15 protein-coding genes are annotated in these 21209 nt (G+C 70.3%); 10 read left to right on the forward strand and 5 right to left on the reverse strand.

The annotated features are described in order from the left end of the window. Positions 1-81 precede the first annotated feature (81 nt). The 5 genes from rpe to priA form a co-directional block, all read right to left on the reverse strand. Positions 82-732 carry a ribulose-phosphate 3-epimerase gene (gene rpe, locus VEC57_04980; GenBank protein ID HYB98470.1) on the reverse strand — a complete coding sequence of 217 codons (651 nt, stop codon included), beginning with the start codon at positions 730-732 and terminating at the stop codon, positions 82-84. 95 nt (positions 733-827) lie between these two features. Further along, complete coding sequence (gene rsmB / locus VEC57_04985) at positions 828-2150, reverse strand: 16S rRNA (cytosine(967)-C(5))-methyltransferase RsmB (protein ID HYB98471.1); 1323 nt, start codon at positions 2148-2150, stop codon at positions 828-830. Beyond that, on the reverse strand, positions 2147-3217 hold the full coding sequence (fmt, locus tag VEC57_04990; protein HYB98472.1) for a methionyl-tRNA formyltransferase: 1071 nt from the start codon (positions 3215-3217) through the stop codon (positions 2147-2149). Before fmt ends, rsmB begins: the two co-directional genes overlap by 4 nt. A 35-nt stretch (positions 3218-3252) precedes the next feature. Next, a complete protein-coding gene (gene def, locus VEC57_04995) occupies positions 3253-3807 on the reverse strand; it encodes a peptide deformylase (protein ID HYB98473.1) in 555 nt (184 codons plus the stop codon). Positions 3808-3987: 180 nt separating this feature from the next. After that, the gene (gene priA, locus VEC57_05000; GenBank protein ID HYB98474.1) at positions 3988-6414 is read right to left on the reverse strand and encodes a primosomal protein N'; all 2427 of its coding nucleotides are present in this window, start codon (positions 6412-6414) and stop codon (positions 3988-3990) included. 132 nt (positions 6415-6546) lie between these two features. Here priA and VEC57_05005 point away from each other — a divergent pair, with 132 nt between their 5' ends. The 10 genes from VEC57_05005 to uvrA all read left to right on the forward strand — a co-directional run bounded on the left by VEC57_05005 (position 6547) and on the right by uvrA (position 21192). Further along, complete coding sequence (locus VEC57_05005; GenBank protein ID HYB98475.1) at positions 6547-7128, forward strand: hypothetical protein; 582 nt, start codon at positions 6547-6549, stop codon at positions 7126-7128. After that, on the forward strand, positions 7118-8707 hold the full coding sequence (locus tag VEC57_05010; protein ID HYB98476.1) for a secretin N-terminal domain-containing protein: 1590 nt from the start codon (positions 7118-7120) through the stop codon (positions 8705-8707). The genes VEC57_05005 and VEC57_05010 overlap by 11 nt, the downstream gene beginning before the upstream one ends. A 297-nt stretch (positions 8708-9004) precedes the next feature. Further along, the gene (locus tag VEC57_05015; GenBank protein ID HYB98477.1) at positions 9005-9601 is read left to right on the forward strand and encodes a shikimate kinase; all 597 of its coding nucleotides are present in this window, start codon (positions 9005-9007) and stop codon (positions 9599-9601) included. 70 nt (positions 9602-9671) lie between these two features. Further along, entirely contained in the window at positions 9672-10748 is a 1077-nt protein-coding gene (aroB, locus tag VEC57_05020; protein HYB98478.1) for a 3-dehydroquinate synthase, read from the forward strand. Between the two features lie 10 nt (positions 10749-10758). After that, positions 10759-11208, forward strand: coding sequence for a type II 3-dehydroquinate dehydratase (gene aroQ / locus VEC57_05025; protein HYB98479.1), 450 nt, complete (start codon positions 10759-10761; stop codon positions 11206-11208). Next, positions 11205-14834, forward strand: coding sequence for a transcription-repair coupling factor (mfd, locus tag VEC57_05030; protein HYB98480.1), 3630 nt, complete (start codon positions 11205-11207; stop codon positions 14832-14834). Before aroQ ends, mfd begins: the two co-directional genes overlap by 4 nt. Next, positions 14782-15930: a peptidylprolyl isomerase gene (locus VEC57_05035; protein ID HYB98481.1), complete on the forward strand. Its 1149-nt coding sequence runs from the start codon at positions 14782-14784 to the stop codon at positions 15928-15930. Before mfd ends, VEC57_05035 begins: the two co-directional genes overlap by 53 nt. Continuing rightward, complete coding sequence (gene pdxA / locus VEC57_05040; GenBank protein ID HYB98482.1) at positions 15930-16958, forward strand: 4-hydroxythreonine-4-phosphate dehydrogenase PdxA; 1029 nt, start codon at positions 15930-15932, stop codon at positions 16956-16958. Before VEC57_05035 ends, pdxA begins: the two co-directional genes overlap by 1 nt. Next, positions 16955-18346 (forward strand): phosphomannomutase/phosphoglucomutase, encoded by a 1392-nt coding sequence (locus VEC57_05045; GenBank protein ID HYB98483.1) that lies wholly within the window; start codon positions 16955-16957, stop codon positions 18344-18346. The genes pdxA and VEC57_05045 overlap by 4 nt, the downstream gene beginning before the upstream one ends. Before the next feature lie 32 nt (positions 18347-18378). Further along, a complete protein-coding gene (gene uvrA, locus VEC57_05050; GenBank protein ID HYB98484.1) occupies positions 18379-21192 on the forward strand; it encodes an excinuclease ABC subunit UvrA in 2814 nt (937 codons plus the stop codon). Positions 21193-21209 lie beyond the last annotated feature (17 nt).

Genomic DNA, 21209 nt, shown 5'->3' on the forward strand with positions numbered 1-21209 from the left:
GAAAGTTCCCGAAAAGCCCCGGTGAAATAACAACGGCGGGGCCCCAAAGCGAATTCGCGGGCGGCAGCGGCGGGCCCGCCTTCAGGCAGGATTTCGCAGCGCCGCGATGGTCCTGGCGTAGTCCCCGCTCTTGAACACGGCCGACCCCGCCACGACCACGTCGGCGCCCGCCTCCAGCACCAGATGCACGTTGTCGGTCTTGATGCCGCCGTCGACCTCGAGCAGGCAATCGCAGCTGCGCCGCTCCTTGAGCTCGCGCAGCGTACGCAGCTTGGGCAGCGCCACATCCATGAACTTCTGCGCGCCGAACCCGGGATTGACGCTCATCACCAGGATCATCGCGCACCGCTCGAGCAGCCCCTCGACGCCGTCGATGGGCGTGGCCGGATTGATCGCCACGGCCGGGCGCGCGCCCGCCTTCTCGATCTGCGTGAACAGGGCGTGGATGTCGTCGACCACTTCGCGGTGGACGCTGATGTAATCGGCTCCGGCGCCGGCGAAAGCTTCGACGTACTTGTGCGGCTCGGTGATCATCAGGTGCACGTCGAGCGGCAGCTCGGTCGCGCGGTCGATGGCGGCGACGATATCGGGGCCGAGCGTGAGGTTGGGCACGAAGTGCCCGTCCATCACGTCGACGTGGATCCAGTCGGCGCCGGCCATGGTAACGGCCTGCACCTCGTCGGCCAGATGCCCGAAGTCGGCGGAGAGAATCGACGGTGCGATCAGCGGCACGCGCGGCATGGCGGCGTTATACGGACCGGCCGGGAGGCGGGCAACCGCGCCGTCTCCCGCCTGCGCCCGCGGCTCAGGCGCGGTCGGCGCACCGTCTACGCATTCCGCTGCAGTGCCACAGCATAGAAGCCGTCGATGCCGTGCCGGTGCGGGAACGTGCGCAGCGCGCCGTGCGCGTCGCAGAGCGCCGCCACGTGCGCAGGCAGCGCCTGGGGCGGCTGCAGCGTGAAATCGCCGTGCGAACGCAGGAATGCCTCGATGACGGCGTCGTTCTCGCGCCGCGAGATCGTGCAGGTGGAGTACACCATGCGACCGCCCGGGCGCAGCAGGCTGGCGGCGCTCTGCAGGATGCGGTGCTGTCGCATCGCCAGGTCGGCGACGTCGGTGGCGGTTCGCCGCCATCGGATCTCCGGGTGCTGGCGCAGCGTGCCAAGCCCCGAGCACGGCGCGTCCACGAGCACGGCATCGAAGGGCTGTCCGCGATGGTCGTCGGCGAATTCCTCCACCGACTGCGGAACGATCGTGACCGGCGCCGCCGGCGGGGCCTTGGCCAGCGTGGCCTCGATGCGCGCCTTCATGCTCGGCGACTCATCGACGGCGGTCACCGATCCGTGTTCACCGACGCACGAGGCGATGTAGGCGGTCTTGCCGCCGGGGGCGGCGCACGCATCCAGCACTCGCTCTCCCGGCTGCGGCGCCAGCATCTCGACGACCAACTGAGAGGCTTCGCCTTGCGGGATTAGCATGCCCGCAACCGGCCGCGCCTCGCCGGCCACGATGATCGCGCGCGCGCCGAAGCGACCGGGCTCGGCGGTCACATGCGACTCGGCCAGCAGCGCCAGCACCTCGCCGCGCTCTCTCAGCGCACGGTACGCCGTCGGCGCCGGCTCCAGGCTGATCGCCAGGAGCTGCTCGGTCTCGGCCAGGCCGAGCTCGTCCGCCCACATCGTCACGAGCCAGTCCGGCGCCGAGCACTGCACGCCGAGGCGTGCTGCAACCGGGCCCTCCGGCGCCGGCGCCATGCCATCGCGCAGCACGCTGCGCAGCACGGCATTGACCAGGCCCGAGGCGCTGCGCGCGTGGCGGCGCACCAGATCGACGCTGGTGGAGACGGCCGCATAGGGAGGCACGCGGTCGAGAAAAGCGATCTGGAACAGGCCGAGCCGAAGCGCCGCGAGCACCGGCGCGTCGAGCTTCTCGACGGGGCGCCCGGCACGTGCGGCGATGGTGTGGTCGAGCGTGCGCTGGCGCGAGATCGTGCCGTACACCAATCGCGTGGCCAGCGCGCGATCGGCGCCCTGCACGGTGCTGCCGTCGAGCGCGCGCGAAAGCACCTCGTCGGAGCGGGCGCCGCGTCCGACCTCGAGCAGCACTTCCAGTGCCAGAACGCGCGGGTCGCTTGGCGCTGACGCTCTCACGACGGCTCGAGCACCGTCGCGCTGCGGGTCTCGCTGGCGGCGACGCCGGGGAGCAGCACGCGGCCGCCGTGCACGGTGCGATGGCCCCGCTCGTAGTCGAGCGCGCTCATCGCGCGCTTTCCCTCGGGCTGCACCGTGCGCAGCTCGAGCACGCCGCGCCCGCACGCCACCAGCACGCCGCCGTCGCTGTGGCCCAGGACGGTCCCTGGCGCGCCAGACGGTGCAGCACCGCCGGAGCCGGAGGTTCCCAAGCCACTGCCGCCGGAGCCCGCGCCAGCGAGCCCAGTGCCGCCGCCACCGGCCGTACCCGAGTTGGCAGGAGACGTGGAGTCGACGGCGCGCGCGTCCAGCACTTTCAGCCGCGTCTTGCCGTCGAAGGCGAAGGCGCCGGGTCGGGGCGCGAACGCGCGCACCTGACGCGCGACGAAAGCCGCGTCGGCAGCCCAGTCGATGGCCGCTTCCTCCTTGCGAAGCGGCGGTGCGAAGGTCGCGCGCGAGTGGTCCTGCGGCGTGTGCGGCACCGCGCCCGCGGCGTAGCGATCCACGGTCTCCGCCAGCATGTCGGCCGAGAGCTCCGCCATCCGATCGCGCAGCTCGCCCGCGTTCATGTCGGGCGGGATGTCGATCGAGCGCGCGGCGAGGATGTCGCCTTCATCGAGCCCTTCGCTCATCTCCATGATGGTGACGCCGGTGCGCGTCAGGCCTTCGAGAATGGCGCGCTCGATGGGAGCAGCCCCGCGCAGCGCCGGCAGCAGCGACCCGTGCGCGTTGATGCAGCCGAGACGGGGAATGGCCAGCACCTGCGGCGGGAGAATGCGACCGTAGGCGACGGTCACGCCGAGATCCGGCGCCAGCGCGCGAAGCCGGTCGATGAACTGCGGCGAACGCGGCGAGGCCGGGTCGAGCACTTCGACGCCGGCCCGCAGCGCCACTTCCTTGACCGGCGAGGGCACCATCCGCTGGCCGCGGCCGCGCGCCTTGTCGGCGCGCGTGACCACGGCAACGACCTCGTGCGGGCCCTCGAGCAGACGGCGCAGCGAGACCGCCGCGTAATGCGGCGTGCCCATGAAGAGGAGGCGCAGAGGTTTCGTGGCCAGGGCCTTTAGCGGCGGAAGGCGTTGGCGGCGGCGGCCATCAGCTGCTCGTCCTCCTCGACGGAAGGCAGCAGGCGACGCGCGCGCTTGCGGTACAGCTCGCGCTTGAGGCGCGAAATGTGATCGATGAACAGGGTGCCGTCGAGGTGGTCGATCTCGTGCTGGAGGCAGACCGCGTCGAGGTCGCTCGCCTCGATCTCGATCTCCTTGTGATCGATGGTCCAGCCCTTGACCAGGATGTGGCGGGCGCGGCGGACCTCGGCGGTGTAGTTGACGACGCTGAGGCAGCCCTCTTCCCAGGTGACCGAGCCGCTGGAGGCGGCGATGACCGGGTTGAGGATCTTCAGCAGCTTCTTGCCGCGATTGTCGGAGTCGGTGTCGACGACGATGGCGCGCTGGAGCACTCCCACCTGCGGAGCGGCCAGCCCGATACCGTTGTTCACGTACATGGTGTCCACCATGTCGTTGAGCAGCTTGGCCGTGCGGGCGTTGATCTGCCGCACGTCCTGGGACTTCTGCGTCAGGATCCTGCTCGGATAGCGGTGGACTTCCAGAACGGCCATCGCCGGACAGGTAAAGGCAAAACGTGCCGAATCGCAAGAGACAAAACCGCCGGCCCGCGCACGCGGCGGCGCGCGCATGAGCGATTTCCCGCCAAATCGTCGCACCGGCCGCGCATTCTTAAAATTCCTTCAGAGTCGGCGGCGGACGCCCCGCCAGCCGCGCCGCAACGGTGTCTCGTTCTAGAACATGTCGACCGGATCGACGTCCACCAGCACCCGGACCCGCTTCACCCGCGCCTCCGATGCCACGGCCACGCGAGCCCGCGCCAGCGCCTGGCGCACCACCGAGGAGCGGCCGGCGCGTGCGTGGACGTGATAGCGGAAGCGGTCCTTGATGCGTTCGAGCACCGCCGGCGCCGGCCCGCGCAGGACGAAAGAGGGGTCGCCGGCTCCCGCCTCGGCCATCGCGCGCGCAGCCTGCTCCGAAAGCCGCTCGACCACGGGCCGCTCGGGCCCTTCCAGGCGCAGCATTCCCATGCGGCGCACCGGCGGAAAGCCGAGCTCGGCGCGCTCGGCCAGCTCGGCCTGCGCGAACGCGTCGAAATCGCCGGCCAGGGCCAGCGAGATCACCGGCTGATCGGGCCGGTACGTTTGCACGAGCACGCGGCCCTGCTCGCTGCCGCGGCCGGCGCGCCCCGCCACCTGCGCGAGCAGCTGGAACGTGCGCTCGGCGCCGCGGAAATCCGGAACCGACAGCGACAGGTCGGCCTGCACCACACCGACCAGCGTCACGCCAGGGACGTCGTGCCCCTTGGCGATCATCTGTGTGCCGATGAGCACGTCCACTTCGGCGCGCTTCCACGCCAGCAGCGTGGCCGCCAGCAGTCCGCGCTCCTCGGTGGTGTCGCGGTCCAGCCGCGCCACGCGCGCCTTCGGCAGAATCGAGCGCACGGCCGCCTCGAGCTTTTGCGTGCCCAGCCCCTGCGAGAACAGCGAGTCGCGCCCGCAGCCGGTGCAGACCGACGGGATGGCCCGGCGTGCGTCGCAGTGATGGCAGCGCAGCGAGCGGTCGTGCTGGTGCAGCGTCAGCGCCACGCTGCACGCATCGCACTGCAGCGTCTCGCCGCACTCCCAGCACTGGATCGAGCTGGCGTAGCCGCGCCGGTTCAGGAACAGCAGCGTCTGTCCCTTCGCCAGGAAGTTGGCTTTCATCGCCTCGATGAGCTGCTCGGAGAGGCCGCCGCTGGCGGCGATGTCGCGCCCGCGCAGGTCGATCGCTTCCATGCGCGGCGGCGGGCTGGCCGTCACGCGCGTCGGCAGCACGAGGTGGCGGTAGCGGCCCTCGCGCGCGTGGCGCCAGCTCTCCAGCGACGGCGTGGCCGACCCGAGCACGACCGGGCATCCCTCGATGCGTGCACGCATCACCGCGGTATCGCGCGCGTGATAGCGGACGCCGTCGTCCTGCTTGTAGGCGGCGTCGTGCTCCTCGTCGACGACGATCACGCCGAGCGAAGGCAGCGGCGCGAGCACCGCCGAGCGCGCGCCGACGGCGATGCGAGCCTGCCCGCGCGCGATGCGCCGCCACTCGTCCCATCGCTCGCCCGGCGTCAGGTCGCTGTGCAGCACCGCCACCAGATCGCCGAAGCGGCCGCGCAGGCGCGCGACCACCTGATGCGTCAGCGAAATCTCCGGCACCAGCACCAGGGCGCCGCTGCCGCGCTGGAGCACCGACTCGATCGTGCGCAGGTAGATCTCGGTCTTGCCGCTGGCAGTCACGCCCTGCAGCAGGAACGTCGAGAAGGATCCGAGCCCGGCCTCGATGGCTTCGACCGCGTGCGCCTGCGCCTGCGTCAGCTCGGGCGCTTCGTAGTGCTCGCTGATCGCGGCAGGCGCTCGGAACATCTCGCTCCTGGACAGGCGCACCAGGCCCGCCTCCGCCAGCGCCGGCAGCGACGCGCCGGCGGACGGAAACAGCTCGGCCAGCTCGCTGACGGTCGCGCTTCGATGCGGCAGCGTCAGCAGATGCTCGAACAGCGCGCGGCGCTTGGGCGCACGCGTGAACAGTGCCGCTTCGGTGGCTTCGTCGGCCATGCGCTCGACGGTCACCAGCGTCTCGTAGCGCGTCTTCGCCCGCGGCGAGCCCAGCACGTCCTCGATGCCGACGACGCCGCGCTCGGCCAGCGTCGCCAGCAGGCGGTCGATGGTGCGGCGGCCCAGGCCGTGCGCCAGATGCGCAGGCTCCAGCGGCTTTCCCGCACGCTCCAGGATCTGCACGACGCGCCGCTCGATGTCGCTTTGTGCGGCGGAGCCGTCGCGCAGCGCCACGACCTTCTTGGAGGTCGCGGTCAGGCTGCGGCCGACGGCGAGCGAGAGCGTGTCGCCGAGCGAGGCCAGGTAGTAGTCGGCCATCCACTCGAGCAGCTGCAGGAGCTTTTCCGTGACGATGGGGCAATCGTCGAGGAGCGACAGGATGCTGCGGCACGAAACGCCTTCGGGCGCCTGCTCGCCGGTGCCGATGACGAGCGCAGTCACGCGGCGCGGGCCCAGCGGCACCATCACGCGCACGCCGGGCCGCACCGCGTCCGACAGTCCCTCGGGCACTGCGTAGGTCAGGCGGGCCAGCGCGGCGACGGCCGGAAGCGGCGTGACGTGAACGAAAGCGGGCACGATGGCCGATCCATTACATCACCGTCGTTGCCGGGAAAGCCGCGCGCGCTGCACTGTGCCGACATGCTTTTGGCACACCGTCCTCATCGCGCGACCTTCTGGTATCTCGCACCCGATCGCCTCGTCGCCGCCGTGCTGGCGCGAACGAGCGAGGAGCCGCTGCTGGAGGCGTGCGCGGCATCGTACGCGCATGGCAATGGGCAGTGTCTGTTCGCGCCGGGTGTCGTCGAGCTGTCGTGGGTGCTGGGCGCCGAGCGCATCCCGCACGTGGCCGCGCTGTCGGCATCGTTGTGCAGCTTGCGCGAGGACGACGCGCCGGCCGAGGCGGAGACCGCCTCGGTACGCGTGTCGGGCGACGGCGAGCTGCGCGTGCACGCACGCGCACAAGCCGTGCACCAGGCGCAGGCGTTGTTCCGTCGCGCGCGTCTGCATCTGATGGCTCTGGATTGCGAGCCGTGCGCCCTGCGCACGCTCGCCGACGTGCTCGGCACCGGCGACGACAGGAACGATGGTGGGCGGCGGGTGCTGGCGGGTGCCGCGGCGACCGCCGCGCCGGCGATCACGGGCGTCGCGGCGGCAGCGCGGCGTCATCAGCCGCTTGCCGCAGTCAGCATTCGCCCCGACGCCGAAAAAGCCGCGCATGCGCTGGGCGAGGATCTTGCGGTGCCCGTCGGACTGGCGCTGGCGTGGTTCGGAGCCGACCGTGCGCTCTGACCTGCTGGCGCCGGCGCGCACTCATGCTCGCCGCCGGCGCGCTTCGGCGGCAGCCGTCGCGCTCGCGCTGGTCGCGGCGGCCGCCGCTGCCGCCTGGCGCATCGACCTGCCGCGTCAGCACGCCGAGCGGCTCTACGACGATCCGGCGCCCGCAGCCCCTGCCTTGCTCGCCGACAAGAGGCCGCCCGCAGCGCCGGTGATCGTCGACGCCGTCGCGGCGCCGCCGCGCCCGGCAGCGTCCGTGCAGACGCGCCCGCTGTCGGCGTGGCTGGGCGACATCGCGCGCGATGCCAAGCGCGAGCTCGTGATCAGCCCCGCGATCCAAGGCGACCTGACGGCCAGCGCAGGCGCGGAACGGCTCGACTGGCGCGAACGCATCGACGCGTACTCGCGCGTTTTCGGCTTCGAGTTCGCCGTCGGGGATGGGCTCATCGAGGTGCGGCCGCCGCCCTCTCGCCCATCGGGTGCGTCGCGAGACGTGCCCAAAGCATCCGCCGCGGACGACCGGCAGCGCGAAGCGGCCATCGGCGCTGCGAACGCAGGGCCGCGAGCGCATGAGGCTGACGATGCGGGCACCGGCGCCGGAGCGGTCGATGGCGCCGGCGAACGCGGCGCGGGCGGCTCGCGAGAAGGCCGCTCGTCGGCAACGCCTGCCGGCAACGCGGGAAAACCGGCTGCTCCGCCTTCGGAGACGCGCGTTGCTTCGCTGTCGTACGCTCCCGCGAAGGAGCTCGCCTCGGTCGTGGACAAGGCCGCGCAGGCGCTCGGTGTCGCGGCCGCCGCCGACATCGCGTCCAATGCCCTCGTGCTGTCGGGCCCGCGCGACGGCCTCGAGAAGGCCGCAGCCCTCGTCGCTCAGCTCGACCGCCCGCGCCGGCGCGTTCTGCTGGAAGCCAAGATCGTCGAAATCGCGCACTCGGCGCGCCGCGACCTCGGCATCGAGTGGAAGCTGACGGGCGACATCGGCGGCGACGTGCGCCTGCCCGCCCCGGTCAGCGACGCAGGCAGCGCCGCGCTGCTCATCGCCACCAACGGCGCCTCCGCGCTCGATGCGCGCATCTCGGCGATGGAGGCCGACGGCCGCTTGCGCGTCGTCTCGCGCCCCAGCGTCGTCATGCTCGAAGGCAGCCCCGCCACCATCGAGAGCGTCCGCATCCTGCGCATCCGGTTGCCCAGTCGCGGCGCCGTCGTCGGCGACGAGGTCGTCGACGTCGGCAACGGCGGCGACCGGGCGACGCAGGACATTCCGGTGGGCGTGCGCCTCGAAGTCACGCCGGGCATTCGTGCGGGCCGCAAGGTGCTGCTGCGCATCGCGGCCAAGTCGAGCAGTCTGGGTGCACCGCTACCGCCCGACGACATTCCCGAGGAGCTCAGCCGCATGGTGGAGGCCGAGGTGATGGTCGCCGATGGCGAGACCGCCGTGCTCGGAGGACTGCTGCGCGAAGGCAGCTCGAGGACGGGCGCCGGAGTTCCGCTCCTGCGCGACGTGCCGGTGCTCGGCCACGTCTTCGACCGCCGTTCCAGGCACAAGGAATCCGAAGAGCTGCTCGTGCTGGTCACGCCGCGAGTGCTCGACTGAGAAGCGCCCTGGCCAATCTCCGTCTTGCGGCACCGGCACACTCTACACTGCCGGCATGAAGAGCCCGACCGTGCGCCGACGAGATGATCGCGGACCTTCGAGCCGAGGCAGACGCGCGCTCCATCGCCGTATCCGACGTCGTGCGGGAACCGCTCGCGGGCGTGCGGCCGGCAGCGCCGCCGTGGGGACGTTCGCGATGATCGCCGATTTCGCAAGGCCACTCCCACACGCACGCCGCGAGGCGCCCCTGTCCCCCGTCGGTTCCTGTGGTAGGGTAGCCGGCGGTCCGGCGGGCTCATGCGTCACATCGTGCTGACAGGTTTCATGGCGACGGGAAAGACGGCGGTCGGGCGGCGGCTGGCCAAGCGGCTGGGCTTCGATTTTCTCGACACCGACCAGATCATCGAGGATCGCGAGAAGCTGCCGGTCTCCGAGATCTTCGCCAGGCGCGGAGAGAGCGAGTTCCGGCGCCTCGAGCGCGACGTCGTCGCTTCGCTGGCGCCGCAGAAGCCGACGGTGATCGCCACCGGCGGCGGCACGTTCGTCGACGAGGCCAACCGCGCGGCGCTGCGGCGGCTCGGGCCGGTCATTTGTCTGATCACGTCGCTCGAGACCACGCTCGAGCGCGTCGGTCGAAACGACAAGCGTCCTCTGGCGGCCGGCGAAGGCGCGGCCGAGCGTCTGGCGCGGCTGCTCGAAGCGCGCCGGCCCTTCTATCGCATGGCCGACGTGCTGGTGGAGACCGACGGCCTCAGCGTTGAGCAGGCCGTCGCGCGCGTGGCCACGGCCATCGCCCCGCGCCTTCGCGGCGAGACCGCGCGGCGCGCGGCCAGCCTGGCCGGCGGCCTCGACGAGCACGCCACCGCGCGCGCACAGCGCGAGGAGAAGCCGTGAACGTCGTGGATGCAGCCGCGGCGCTGCCGCCGCTCGCGCGCCGCGCAGCGCCGGCGCGTCGGGAGGAAAAATGACCACGGTTCGCGTCGATCTCGGCCCGCGCTCCTACGACTGCCACATCGAGCCCGGCCTGCTGCAAGGTGCCGGCGCGGCGATCGCGGCGCTGAAGCCGTCGCGTGTTCTGGTCGTCACCAACACCACCGTCGCACCGTTGTACGGCGACGCGCTCACCTCCTCGATCGCCGCGGCCGACGCGCGCATTCCCGTCTCCACCATCGAGCTTCCCGACGGCGAGCGTTACAAGACCACTGCAACGGTCGAGAGCATCTACGATGCGGCGCTCGACCTGCCGATCGATCGCAGGTCGGTGCTGGTCGCGCTCGGCGGCGGCGTGGTCGGCGATCTGACCGGCTTTGCCGCGGCAACGCTGCTGCGCGGCGTCCGCTTCGTCATGATCCCGACGACGCTGCTGTCGCAGGTCGACTCCAGCGTCGGCGGCAAGACCGGCGTGGATCGGCCGCACGGCAAGAACCTGGTGGGCGCGTTTCATCAGCCGAGTCTGGTGCTGATCGATCCGGCCACGCTGGCGTCGCTGCCGCGGCGCGAGTACCTGGCCGGCCTGGCCGAAGTCGTCAAGTACGGCATCATCCTGGACGCCGCGATGTTCGAGGACATGGAAAGGAGCGTCGAAGCGATCCTCGCGCGCGACGCGACGGTGATGACGCCGCTGATCGCGCGCTGCGTGCGCATCAAGGCCGACGTCGTCGAGAGCGACGAGCTGGAGACCACCGGCGCGCGCCGCATCCTCAACTTCGGCCACACGGTCGCGCACGCGCTCGAGCAGGTCACCGGCTACGACCAGTATCTTCACGGCGAGGCGGTGGCGGTGGGCATGGTCGTGGCGGCGCGCCTGTCGGCGCGGCGCGGGATCTGCAGCCCGGCCGCGGCCGAACGCATCGAGCGGCTGCTGACCAGGCTCGGCATGGACACCGAGGTGCCGGCCAACCTTGACCCGTCCGCGCTCATGCGGGCGATCGCGCTCGACAAGAAGGCCGATGGAGCGCGCGTGGCGTACATCGTCTGCGAGGACATCGGGCGCTGCCGCGCCGAGACGCTCGAGGTGACTGAAATCGCCGCGGCGATATAAGGGACGCTTCATGCCCGCCAACAAGCCCATCCTGGTGGTCCACGGACCCAACCTGAACATGCTCGGGTCGCGCGAGCCGCAGGTGTACGGCACCACCACGCTGGCGCAGATCGACGCGTCGCTGGCGGCGCTGGCCAAGGAGCTGGGCTGGACGGTCGAGAGCTTCCAGTCCAACGGCGAGGGCGATCTGGTCACGCGCATCCAGCAGGCGGCCGGCACGCATGCGGGCATTCTGATCAACCCGGGCGCCTACACGCACACCAGCGTGGCCATTCGCGACGCGGTCCTCGCCTGTGGCCTGCCGACGGTGGAGTGCCACCTGTCCAACATCCACAAGCGCGAGGAGTTCCGGCATCGCTCGCTCATCGCGGACGTCGCGGTCGGGCAGGTGATGGGCTTCGGCGCCGACAGCTATCTGCTCGGCTTGCGCGCGCTCGTCGCCACGCTCGAGAAGTCTTGAGCCTGCCAGGGTCGACGCAGGCGCTGCGCGAGGCGCTCTCCAGCGAGCTCGCGCAATTCCCGGATCTGTTCTGGCGACTCCAGGGCCTGAAGGCCTCGGCCCCTGCCTACGTGCTGGCGCGCCTTCTCGATCCGGCCGGCGGCGCACGAGGTGACCTGCGCCCGGAGCTGGAGCGGCCTGCGCTTGTGGTCACCGCCAGCGACAAGGCCGCCGAGGAGCTTGCGGCCGAGCTGCAGGCGTTCTTCGGGGAGGCCTACGACGACAGCTTCCTTGCGCGTCGCGTGCATCTGTTCCCGTCGCGCGAGGCGCCGCCGCTGGAGATGGTTTCCCCCACTTCGGACGTGGAGGCCGCGCGCACGGCGGCGCTGTATGCGCTAGCGCACGCCAAGGCGCCCATCGTCGTCGCCTGCGTGGATGCGGTGGCGCAGTGGACGATGGCGCCGCAGGCGCTGGCGGACGCGTCGCTGTACTTCGTCACCGGCGAGGAAGTGCTGCTCGAGGATCTCGTCGCGCAGCTGCAGACGGCAGGCTACCGCAGCCTCGCCACGGTGGACGAGCCGGGCGAGCTGGCGGTGCGCGGCGGCATCGTCGACGTGTGGCCGCCCGGGTTCCAGTATCCGCTGCGCGTCGAAGTCGAATTCGACCGGATCGCCTCGATCCGTCTGTTCGATCCGGCCGATCAGCGCTCGTTCCAGCCCACCGAGGAGCTGGTGGTGCTGCCTTCGCTTCCGGTGCCCCTGGAGCGCATGGCCGGCGCCGAGGTGCGGCGCGCCGTGGCCGATCGCTGCGAGGAGCTGCTGCTGCCCTCGACGGAGCGGCGCCGCCTCGATGAATACCTCGCCTCGGCCGTCCACTTTCCCGGCGTCGAGCTGCTGGCGCCGTACGCGATGGGCGCTCGCCATACGGTCGCGGATTTCCTGCGGCCCGGCGCGCTGATGGTCGCCGTCGATCCTCCCGCCATCGAGGAAGCCGTCGATGCATTGGAGAAGTCGCTGCACGAAGCCGCCGCGGCCGCGCGCGCCGCCGGCAGCTTCTTTCCCGACCCGCAGCGCCTCTACATGAGCCGCTCGGAAGTGCGCGAGCTGGTCGCGCGCCGCCCGCACATCGAGCTCGACTACGCCGAGGTCGTCGAGTCGGCCGGCGAGCCCGGCCACCGAGCCTGGCGAGTCGAGGTCCGCACCAACACGCAGATCGCCGCCGCTCGCGCGCGCGTGAAAGCTCGGCGTGGCGAGAGCGGCTTCGCGCCGGTGGTCGAGGTGCTGAGCGCGGCGCGCGCCGAGGGCCTGCGCGTCGTCATGATGTGCAGCGGCCAGACCCAGCTCGGGCGCATCGAGCACCTGCTGTCGCTGTCGGATGTCGAGAAGGTGCTGCGCGCCGAGACGTTCGCCATTGCGCAGGCGCGCGACCCCAAGCACATCTGGCTCGTCGAGGGTCATCTGCGCGAAGGCTTCACTCTTGCGGCCGACCATCTGCTGGTGGTCAGCGACGAGGAGCTGTTCGGCGAGCGCCGCTCGCGCCCGCGCCGCCGCCGCGCCAGCCGCTCGCGCATGCTCAGCGCCCTGGCCGAGCTGGAGCCGAACGACTTCATCGTGCACGTCGACCACGGCGTCGGCCGCTACCATGGCCTGCGCCACATGAAGGCCGCCGGCATGGAAGGCGACTTCCTGCACATCGAGTACGCTGGCGGCGACCGCTACTACCTGCCGGTCGACCGCATCAACCTCGTCGAGAAGTACACCGGCGCCTCGGGCGCCGAGCCGGCCCTCGACAAGATCGGCGGCACCGCCTGGGAGCGGGCCAAGCGCAAGGCGCGCGACTCGATCCTGGAGATGGCGCGCGAGCTGCTCGAGCTGGAAGCCTTCCGGCAGGTGCACACGCGCCAGGGCTGGGCCGAGCCCGGCGGCGACTTCGAGGAGTTCGAGGCACGCTTCCCGTTCGAGGAGACCGAGGGACAGCTCTCGGCCATCCGCGACATCCTCGGCGATCTGGAGCGCGAGCGGCCGATGGACCGGGTCGTCTGCGGCGACGTGGGCTACGGCAAGACCGAGGTTGCCATCCGCGCGGCATATTTGGCGGCGATGGCGGGAAAGCAGGTTGGCGTGCTGGTGCCGACCACGGTGCTGGCGCGGCAGCACTACGACACGCTCAAGACGCGCTTCGACGGCTACCCCGTCAACGTCGCCATGCTCTCGCGCTTCCATTCGAAGAACGAGAACCAGGCGATCGTGCGCGGTCTGGCCGACGGCACGGTCGACATCGTGGTCGGTACGCACCGGCTGCTGCAGCGCGACATCAAGTTCGCGCGCCTGGGCCTGCTGGTGATCGACGAGGAGCATCGGTTCGGCGTCAAGGCCAAGGAGCACATCAAGGCCATGCGGCGCGAGGTGGACGTGCTGACGCTGACGGCCACGCCCATCCCGCGCACGCTGCAGCTGGCGCTGTCAGGCGTGCGCGACCTGTCGGTGATCGAAACGCCGCCGGTGGACCGCCTGGCCATCCGAACCTACGTCGCGCGCTACGACGAGGGCCTGATCCAGCAGTCGATCCAGCGCGAGCTGGCGCGCGGCGGCCAGGTCTTCTTCGTGCACAACCGCGTCTCGTCCATCGAGATGGTGGCGCGGCGCATCGGCGAGCTGGTGCCGGGGGCGCGCGTGGCGGTGGCGCACGGCCAGATGGACGAAAGCGAGCTGGAGAAGGTGATGGTCGAGTTCCTCGAGCACAAGAGCGACGTGCTCGTGTGCACCTCCATCATCGAGTCGGGCCTGGACATCCCCAACGCCAACACGATCCTCGTCAACCGCGCCGACACCTTCGGCCTGGCCCAGCTCTACCAGATCCGCGGCCGCGTCGGGCGCAGCCATCGCCGCGCCTACGCCTATCTGCTGGTGCCGAGCGAGCGCATCACGGAAGACGCGCGCAAGCGCCTGGCCGTGCTGCAGGACCTGGACGACCTCGGTGCTGGATTTCGCTTGGCGGCGCACGACCTGGAGATCCGCGGCGCGGGCAACCTGCTCGGCAAGGAGCAATCGGGGCACATCCGTGCCGTCGGCTTCGACATGTTCCTGCGCATGATGGAGGAGGCCACCGCCGAAGTGCGCGGGCAGCCGGCGGTGGCGAGCCTGGAGCCCGAGATCGAGCTGGGGGCCGAGGCTTTCCTGCCCGACTGGTACGCGGAGGACATCGGCGAGCGGCTGATCCTGTACAAGCGTCTGGCCGGCGCCGAGAGCGCCGAGGCCGTGGCTGCGCTGCGCGACGAGCTCGAGGACCGCTTCGGCACGCTGCCGCGCGAGGCCGTCAACTTCGTGCGCATCATGGCGTTGCGGCCGGCTCTGCGTCGCCTTCGGGTTGTGTCGCTCAAGGCCAGCGATAACGTTGTCGCCTTGCGCTTCGACGAGAGCTCGCCGGTTTCGCGCGAGCTGCTGCTGAAGCTGGCCCACGCACAGCCGGTGCGCTACCGACTGCGGCCCGAAGGCCTGACGATGAATGCCGTCGCCGAGGACTGGGACGGCCTCGTCGAAGAGATTGAACGCCTGCTGGCCCGCCTGGAGGCCGGCGGCGAAGGAGGAGCTTTGGATGGCAAACGCGAGCCCACTGGCGCGCAAACCTTCCGCCGCGCGCGCCGCTGACACCGACGGCGGCGTTCGTGCCGGCGCGGCCCGACGCGCGGGCGGTCGCCGCTTGCCCGAGCATCTGCGCTCCGCGCAGTGGTGGCTGGCGCCGTTTCTGTCGCTGACGGTGGCGGCGTGCTCGATGTGGCCGCTCGGCAAGGACGAGCAGCCGGCCTCGTCGGCGCCGGCGCTGGCAGGCCCCGCGGCGCCTTCGGAGAAACCGCCGGCCAACGCGGTCAACAGCGTGGTGGCGGTGGTCGACGGCGAGCCCATCACGGTCGGCGACCTGCGCGCCTATCGCAGGACCGGAGGGCCGTTCCTGCCCGAGGAGCTGCGCCACGATAACCGCGCGCTGCTCCAGTCGATGATCGAGCGGCGTCTGCTCAAGGCCGAGTTCGAGAAGAACGGCGTACGCGTCGATGACGCGACCGTCGAGCGCTACATTGAAGGGATCCTGCGCGAGAGCGGGCAGAGCCGCGCCGAGATCGAGGTGGCCCTGTCGCGCGTGGGCCTGAGCTGGAAGGACTATTTCGAACGCATGCGCGAGGAAGTGCAGCGCGTGGCGCTGGTCAATCTTCTGATCCGGTCGCGCGTCAACGTGCCCGATGAGGAAGTGGAGGAGGCCTGGGAGAACGATCCGGCCTTCAAGCAGAACGAGAAGCTGGTCGTGGCCGACATCTTCCTGCCGCTTCCCGCCGATGAAGCCGCTGCGGCGGCGGTGCGCGCGCAGGCCGCCGAGGTGGCCAGGCAGGCCAGGAGCGATTTCGAGGAAGCTGCCAGGAAGCATTCGAAGGGCCCGGGCGCTGCCGAAGGCGGCACGCTCGGCGAGTTCGAGCGCGGCACCATGGCCGACTACTTCGAGAAGGCGCTGACGGGCCTGGACGAAGGCGACGTCTCGGCGCCGATCGAAGGCGGCGGCGGCATCCACATCGTCAAGCTCATCGACGTCAAGAAGAGCGGGCGTCGCCCGCTGGCCGAGGTCAAGGAAGAGATCCGCGAGAAGCTCTACGAGCGCCGTCTGCAGGAGCGATACGAGAAGTGGGCCAGCGAGGATCTGCGCCGCGAGCATCGCGTCGAGATTCTCATGACCGACCTGTCGGGGATCGCCGGCTAGTGAAGCCCCAGATCGCCGTCAGCCTCGGCGATCCGGCCGGCATCGGTCCCGAGATCGTCGTCGAAGCGGCCTCGCGCGCGGCGGTGCGGCGAGCTTGCCGCCTGGTCGTCTACGGCGACGAGGGCGTGATGGCGGCCGCGCGCAGGATCCGGCGCATCGGTGCGGGCGCGGCCACGGCGATCGAGCGCATCGTGCCGGTGACGTCGCTCCCCGTCGATGCCGCGCTGCCCAGGCCGGGCAAGCGCTGCGGCGAGGCGGCGTTCCGTTTTCTGGACGCCGCCGCCCGCGCCACCGCCGCCGGCGAGCACGCGGCGCTGGCCACGGCGCCGCTCAGCAAGCTGTGGCTCAACCGCGCGGGCCATCCCTACGACGGACACACCGAATACCTGTCGGAGCTGGCGGGCACGCCGGCGACGATGATGCTGGCCGGGCCGAGGCTGCGCGTCGTGCTCGTGACCACGCACGTCGCCATCGCTCGCGTCCCGCAGATCCTGGACGTCGCCCGCATCGTCAAGGCCGGCCGCGTCGCCGACGAGCATCTGCGGGCGTTTCACGGTCTGAAGAAGCCGCGGCTTGCGGTGGCGGCGCTCAATCCGCACGCCGGCGAAGGCGGCCTGTTCGGCGACGAGGAAGCGCGCGTCATCGCGCCCGCCGTGGCGCGTCTGCGTCGCGCCGGAATCGATGCCAGCGGCCCGTTTCCCGCCGACACGTTATTTGCGGCAGTGGTAGCCGGTGACTACGATGCCGTGCTTTGCATGTATCACGACCAGGCATTGATCCCGCTCAAGCTGGTCGACTTCCGGCACGCCGTGAACATCTCGATGGGACTTCCATTCCTGCGCACGTCGCCTGATCACGGCACCGCCTACGACCTTGCCGGCAGCGGCCGCGCAAGCGCCGACAGCATGGAGGCCGCCATCCTGCTCGCGGCCGCCATGGCCGAACGCTCGGCCGCGACGCGCGCGCCCGCACGATCGGTCGCCGCGCGCGCACCAGGAACGATCAAGCGAGGAGCCGCGCGCCGGTGAAGCTGAATCCGCAGATCTATCGCGAGTACGACATCCGCGGCGTGGCCGGCACCGACTACGACGAGGAGTTCGCCTTCGCGCTCGGGCGAGCCTACGGCAGCAAGCTCCTCGACCAGGGCATCTCGCGCGCTGCCGTCGGGCGCGACTGCCGCGTCACCAGCCCGGCCTTCCACGCCGCAATGAAGAACGCGCTTCGCGCCACCGGCATCGACGTCGTGGACGTGGGCCTGTGTCCGACGCCGCTGCTCTACTTCGCGGTCCACCACCTGGATCTGGAAGCCGGCATCCAGATCACCGGCAGCCACAACCCGCCCGATCACAACGGCTTCAAGATCGTCATCGGCAAGACGACGATCCACGGCGGCGACATCAAGGATCTCGCGCGCCGCATCGAGGAAGGACAGTTCCGCGAAGGCGCAGGAAGCGAGGAGAGCTACCCGATCGTCGCGGCCTATCAGGGCTTCCTGTCCGAGCACTTCGGACGCTGCGGCCAGGGCGTCAAGGTGGTGGTGGATTCGGGCAACGGCACTGCGGGCCCGGTCGCGCCCGGGGTCTATCGCGGCATGGGCTGCGAGGTCATCGACCTGTACAGCGAGCCCGACGGGCGCTTCCCCAACCACCATGCCGATCCGACGGTCGAGGAGAATGTCGGCGAGCTGATCGCCAAGGTGCGCGAGACCGGCGCCGACCTCGGCATCGCCTTCGACGGCGACGCCGACCGCATCGGCGTCGTGGACGAAACGGGCCGCATCATCTGGGGAGACGAGATGCTGGTGGTGTTCGCGCGCGACATCCTTGCGCGCAGGCCTGGCGCCACGGTGGTCTCGGAAGTGAAGTGCTCGCAGCGCCTCTACGACGACATCGAGGCCAACGGCGGCGTGGGCATCATGTGGAAGGCCGGGCACTCGCTGCTCAAGGCCAAGATGCGCGAGACCGGGGCCGTGCTCGGCGGCGAGATGAGCGGGCATCTCTTCTTCGCCGACCGTTACTTCGGCTTCGACGACGCGATCTACGCCGGTGCGCGCATGATCGAGATCCTGGCACGCGGCGGCAAGCGTCTGGCCGAGATCCTCTCCGACCTTCCGCACGCGGTCTACACGCCCGAGATCCGCGTGGACTGCCCCGACGACGTCAAGTTCAAGGTGGCCGCCGCTGCGCAGGCGCGCTTCCGCGAGATGGGCTATCCCATCGTCGACGTCGACGGGGTGCGCGTGAAGTTCGAAAAAGGCTGGGGCCTGGTGCGCGCGTCCAACACGCAGCCGATCCTGGTGCTGCGCTTCGAAGCCGCCGACGAAGAGAGCCTGCGCCAGTACGAGGCGCTGGTACGAACCGAGCTGCGGAGATTGGGCTCAGGTCTCGAAGCTGCGGGTTTCTGCCCACCGGGGTAAGCACCGCCGCTTCAAGACGTGACCCGTTCGATATGGATTCCATCGTCATTCGCGGCGCGCGCCAGCACAACCTCAAGAACCTGGATCTCGACATTCCGCGCGACCGCTTCGTCGTGGTGACCGGACTGTCGGGGTCGGGAAAGTCTTCGCTGGCGTTCGACACCATCTACGCCGAGGGCCAGCGCCGGTACGTCGAGTCGCTGTCGGCCTACGCGCGCCAGTTCCTCGAGCAGATGGAGAAGCCCGACGTCGACTCGATCGAAGGCCTCTCGCCGGCCATATCCATCGAGCAGAAGACGACGACCAAGAGCCCGCGCTCCACGGTCGGCACGATGACCGAAGTCTACGATTATCTGCGGCTGCTCTACGCCACCATCGGCCGGCCGCACTGCTACCAGTGCAATCGCGAGATCTCCTCGCAGAGCGTCGGCCAGATCGCCGCGCGCATCCTGGAGCTGCCGGCGCGCAGCAAGGTCGAGATCCTGGCGCCCATCGTCCGAGGCCGCAAGGGCGAGTACAAGAAGGAGCTGCAGGATCTCAAGAAGCAGGGTTTTCTGCGCGTGCGCGTCGACGGCGTCATGCACGACCTGTCGGAAGACATCAAGATGTCGCGCACCCAGCACCACACGGTCGAAGTCGTCGTCGACCGCCTGGTGCTGCGTCCCGGGGTCGACAAGCGCCTGACCGACTCCATCGGCGTCGGCCTGCGGCTTGCCGAGCAGAGCATCGTCGCGCACTGGACCGGCCCTGATGGCGAGGAAGGCGACGAGAACTTCAGCCAGCGCTTCGCGTGCGCGATCTGCGGCATCTCGTTCGCCGAGATCAGCCCGCGCCTGTTCTCGTTCAACAGCCCGCACGGCTCGTGTCCGGACTGCAACGGCCTCGGTCGCACGGCCTCGTTCGATCCTGAGCGTCTGGTCGTCAAGCCTTCGCAGCCGATCGAGGAAGGCGCGCTGGCGGGCTGGAACCGCCGCGTCGCCGACAAATACTCATGGGCAACGCGAGCGATTGCCAAGCAGCATGGCTGCGCCAGGGACACGGCCTGGCAGGATCTGCCGGAGCAGGCGCAGCAGCAGATACTGTTCGGCACCGGCGACAAGCGCCTGGCCGTCGGCCGCGGCACCATGCGTGCGTTCGCCGGCGTCGTGCCGGTGCTGACCAAACGCTACCGCGAGTCGGACTCGGAGTGGGTGCGCTCGGAGCTCGAGCCGTACATGTCGGAGAAGCCGTGCGAGGGCTGCGGCGGCATGCGCCTGCGCCGCGAGGCACGCTCGGTGCGCATCGGCGGCAAGGCCATTCACGAGCTGTCGGCGATGCCGCTCGATGAAGCTGCGGCGTTTCTCGATCACCTCTCGCTCTCCAAGCGCGAGGCCGAGGTCTCCAAGCTCGTGCTGCGCGAAATCACCGAGCGGTTGCACTTCCTGCTCGGCGTCGGCCTGTCCTACCTCACGCTGGACCGTCCCACCGGCACGCTGTCGGGCGGCGAGAGCCAGCGCATCCGGCTGGCCACGCAGATCGGCGCCGGCCTGACCGGTGTCCTGTACGTGCTGGACGAGCCGAGCATCGGCCTGCATCAGCGCGACAACGCGCGCCTGCTGGCGAGCCTTCGCGCGCTCACCGATCGCGGCAACACGGTTCTCGTGGTTGAGCACGACGCGGACACGATGCTGGCAGCCGACCACCTGATCGATCTCGGCCCCGGCGCCGCCAAGCACGGCGGCCGCGTGGTGGCGCAAGGCTCGTGCAAGCAGGTGATGGCCAACGCCGAGTCGCTCACCGGACGCTTCCTGTGCGGCGCCGAGCGCATCGAGGTGCCTTCGCTGCGGCGCGCCGGATCCGGCGAAAGCATCCGCGTGCGCGGCGCCCGCCATCACAACCTGCGCGGCATCGAGGCCCGGTTCCCGCTCGGCTGCATCACGTGCGTGACCGGAGTTTCCGGATCGGGCAAGAGTTCGCTCGTCATCGACACGCTTTATGCCGCTCTCGCCAACCGTCTGCACGGAGCGTCGCACGAGGTGGGCGCGCACGACGCGATCGAAGGCATCGAGAACATCGACAAGGTCATCGACATCGACCAGACGCCGATCGGCCGCACGCCGCGCTCCAACGCCGCCACCTACACCGGCCTCTTCACCGACATCCGCGACCTTTTCGCGATGCTCCCCGAAGCGCGCATGCGCGGCTACACACCGGGCCGCTTCTCCTTCAATGTCGAAGGCGGGCGCTGCGAGGCCTGCTGCGGCGACGGGATGATCCGAGTCGAGATGCATTTCCTTCCGGACGTCTACGTCCTGTGCGAGGTCTGCCAGGGACGCCGCTACAACCGAGAGACGCTCGAGGTCCGCTTCAAGGGCAAGAGCATCGCCGACGTGCTCGACCTTACGGTGGCCGAGGCGCTCGATTTCCTTTCGTCGATCCCCACGGCCAGGCGAAAGCTCGAGACGCTGGCGGCCGTCGGCCTCGACTACATCCATCTCGGCCAGGCGGCCACCACGCTGTCGGGCGGAGAGGCGCAGCGGATCAAGCTGTCGAAGGAACTGGCGAAGCGGGCCACCGGCCGCACGCTCTATATCCTGGACGAGCCCACCACCGGCCTGCACTTCGCCGACGTGCGGCGACTGATGGAGGTGCTCGGCATGCTGGCCGACTCCGGCAACACCATCATCGTGATCGAGCACCAGCTGGACGTCATCAAGACGGCCGATTGGGTCATCGATCTGGGGCCCGAAGGCGGCAGCGGCGGGGGCGAGATCGTGGTGGAGGGAACGCCCGAGGAGGTCGCCGCATGCGAGGTCTCCCACACCGGGCGCTTCCTGCGCGACGCGCTGCCGTCGCTGGCGGCGTGATCGTTCTGCCTGCGAAC

This window comes from Candidatus Limnocylindrales bacterium, assembly GCA_035626395.1.
In the GTDB taxonomy this organism is placed as follows: Bacteria; Desulfobacterota; Binatia; order UBA1149; family CAITLU01; genus DASPNH01.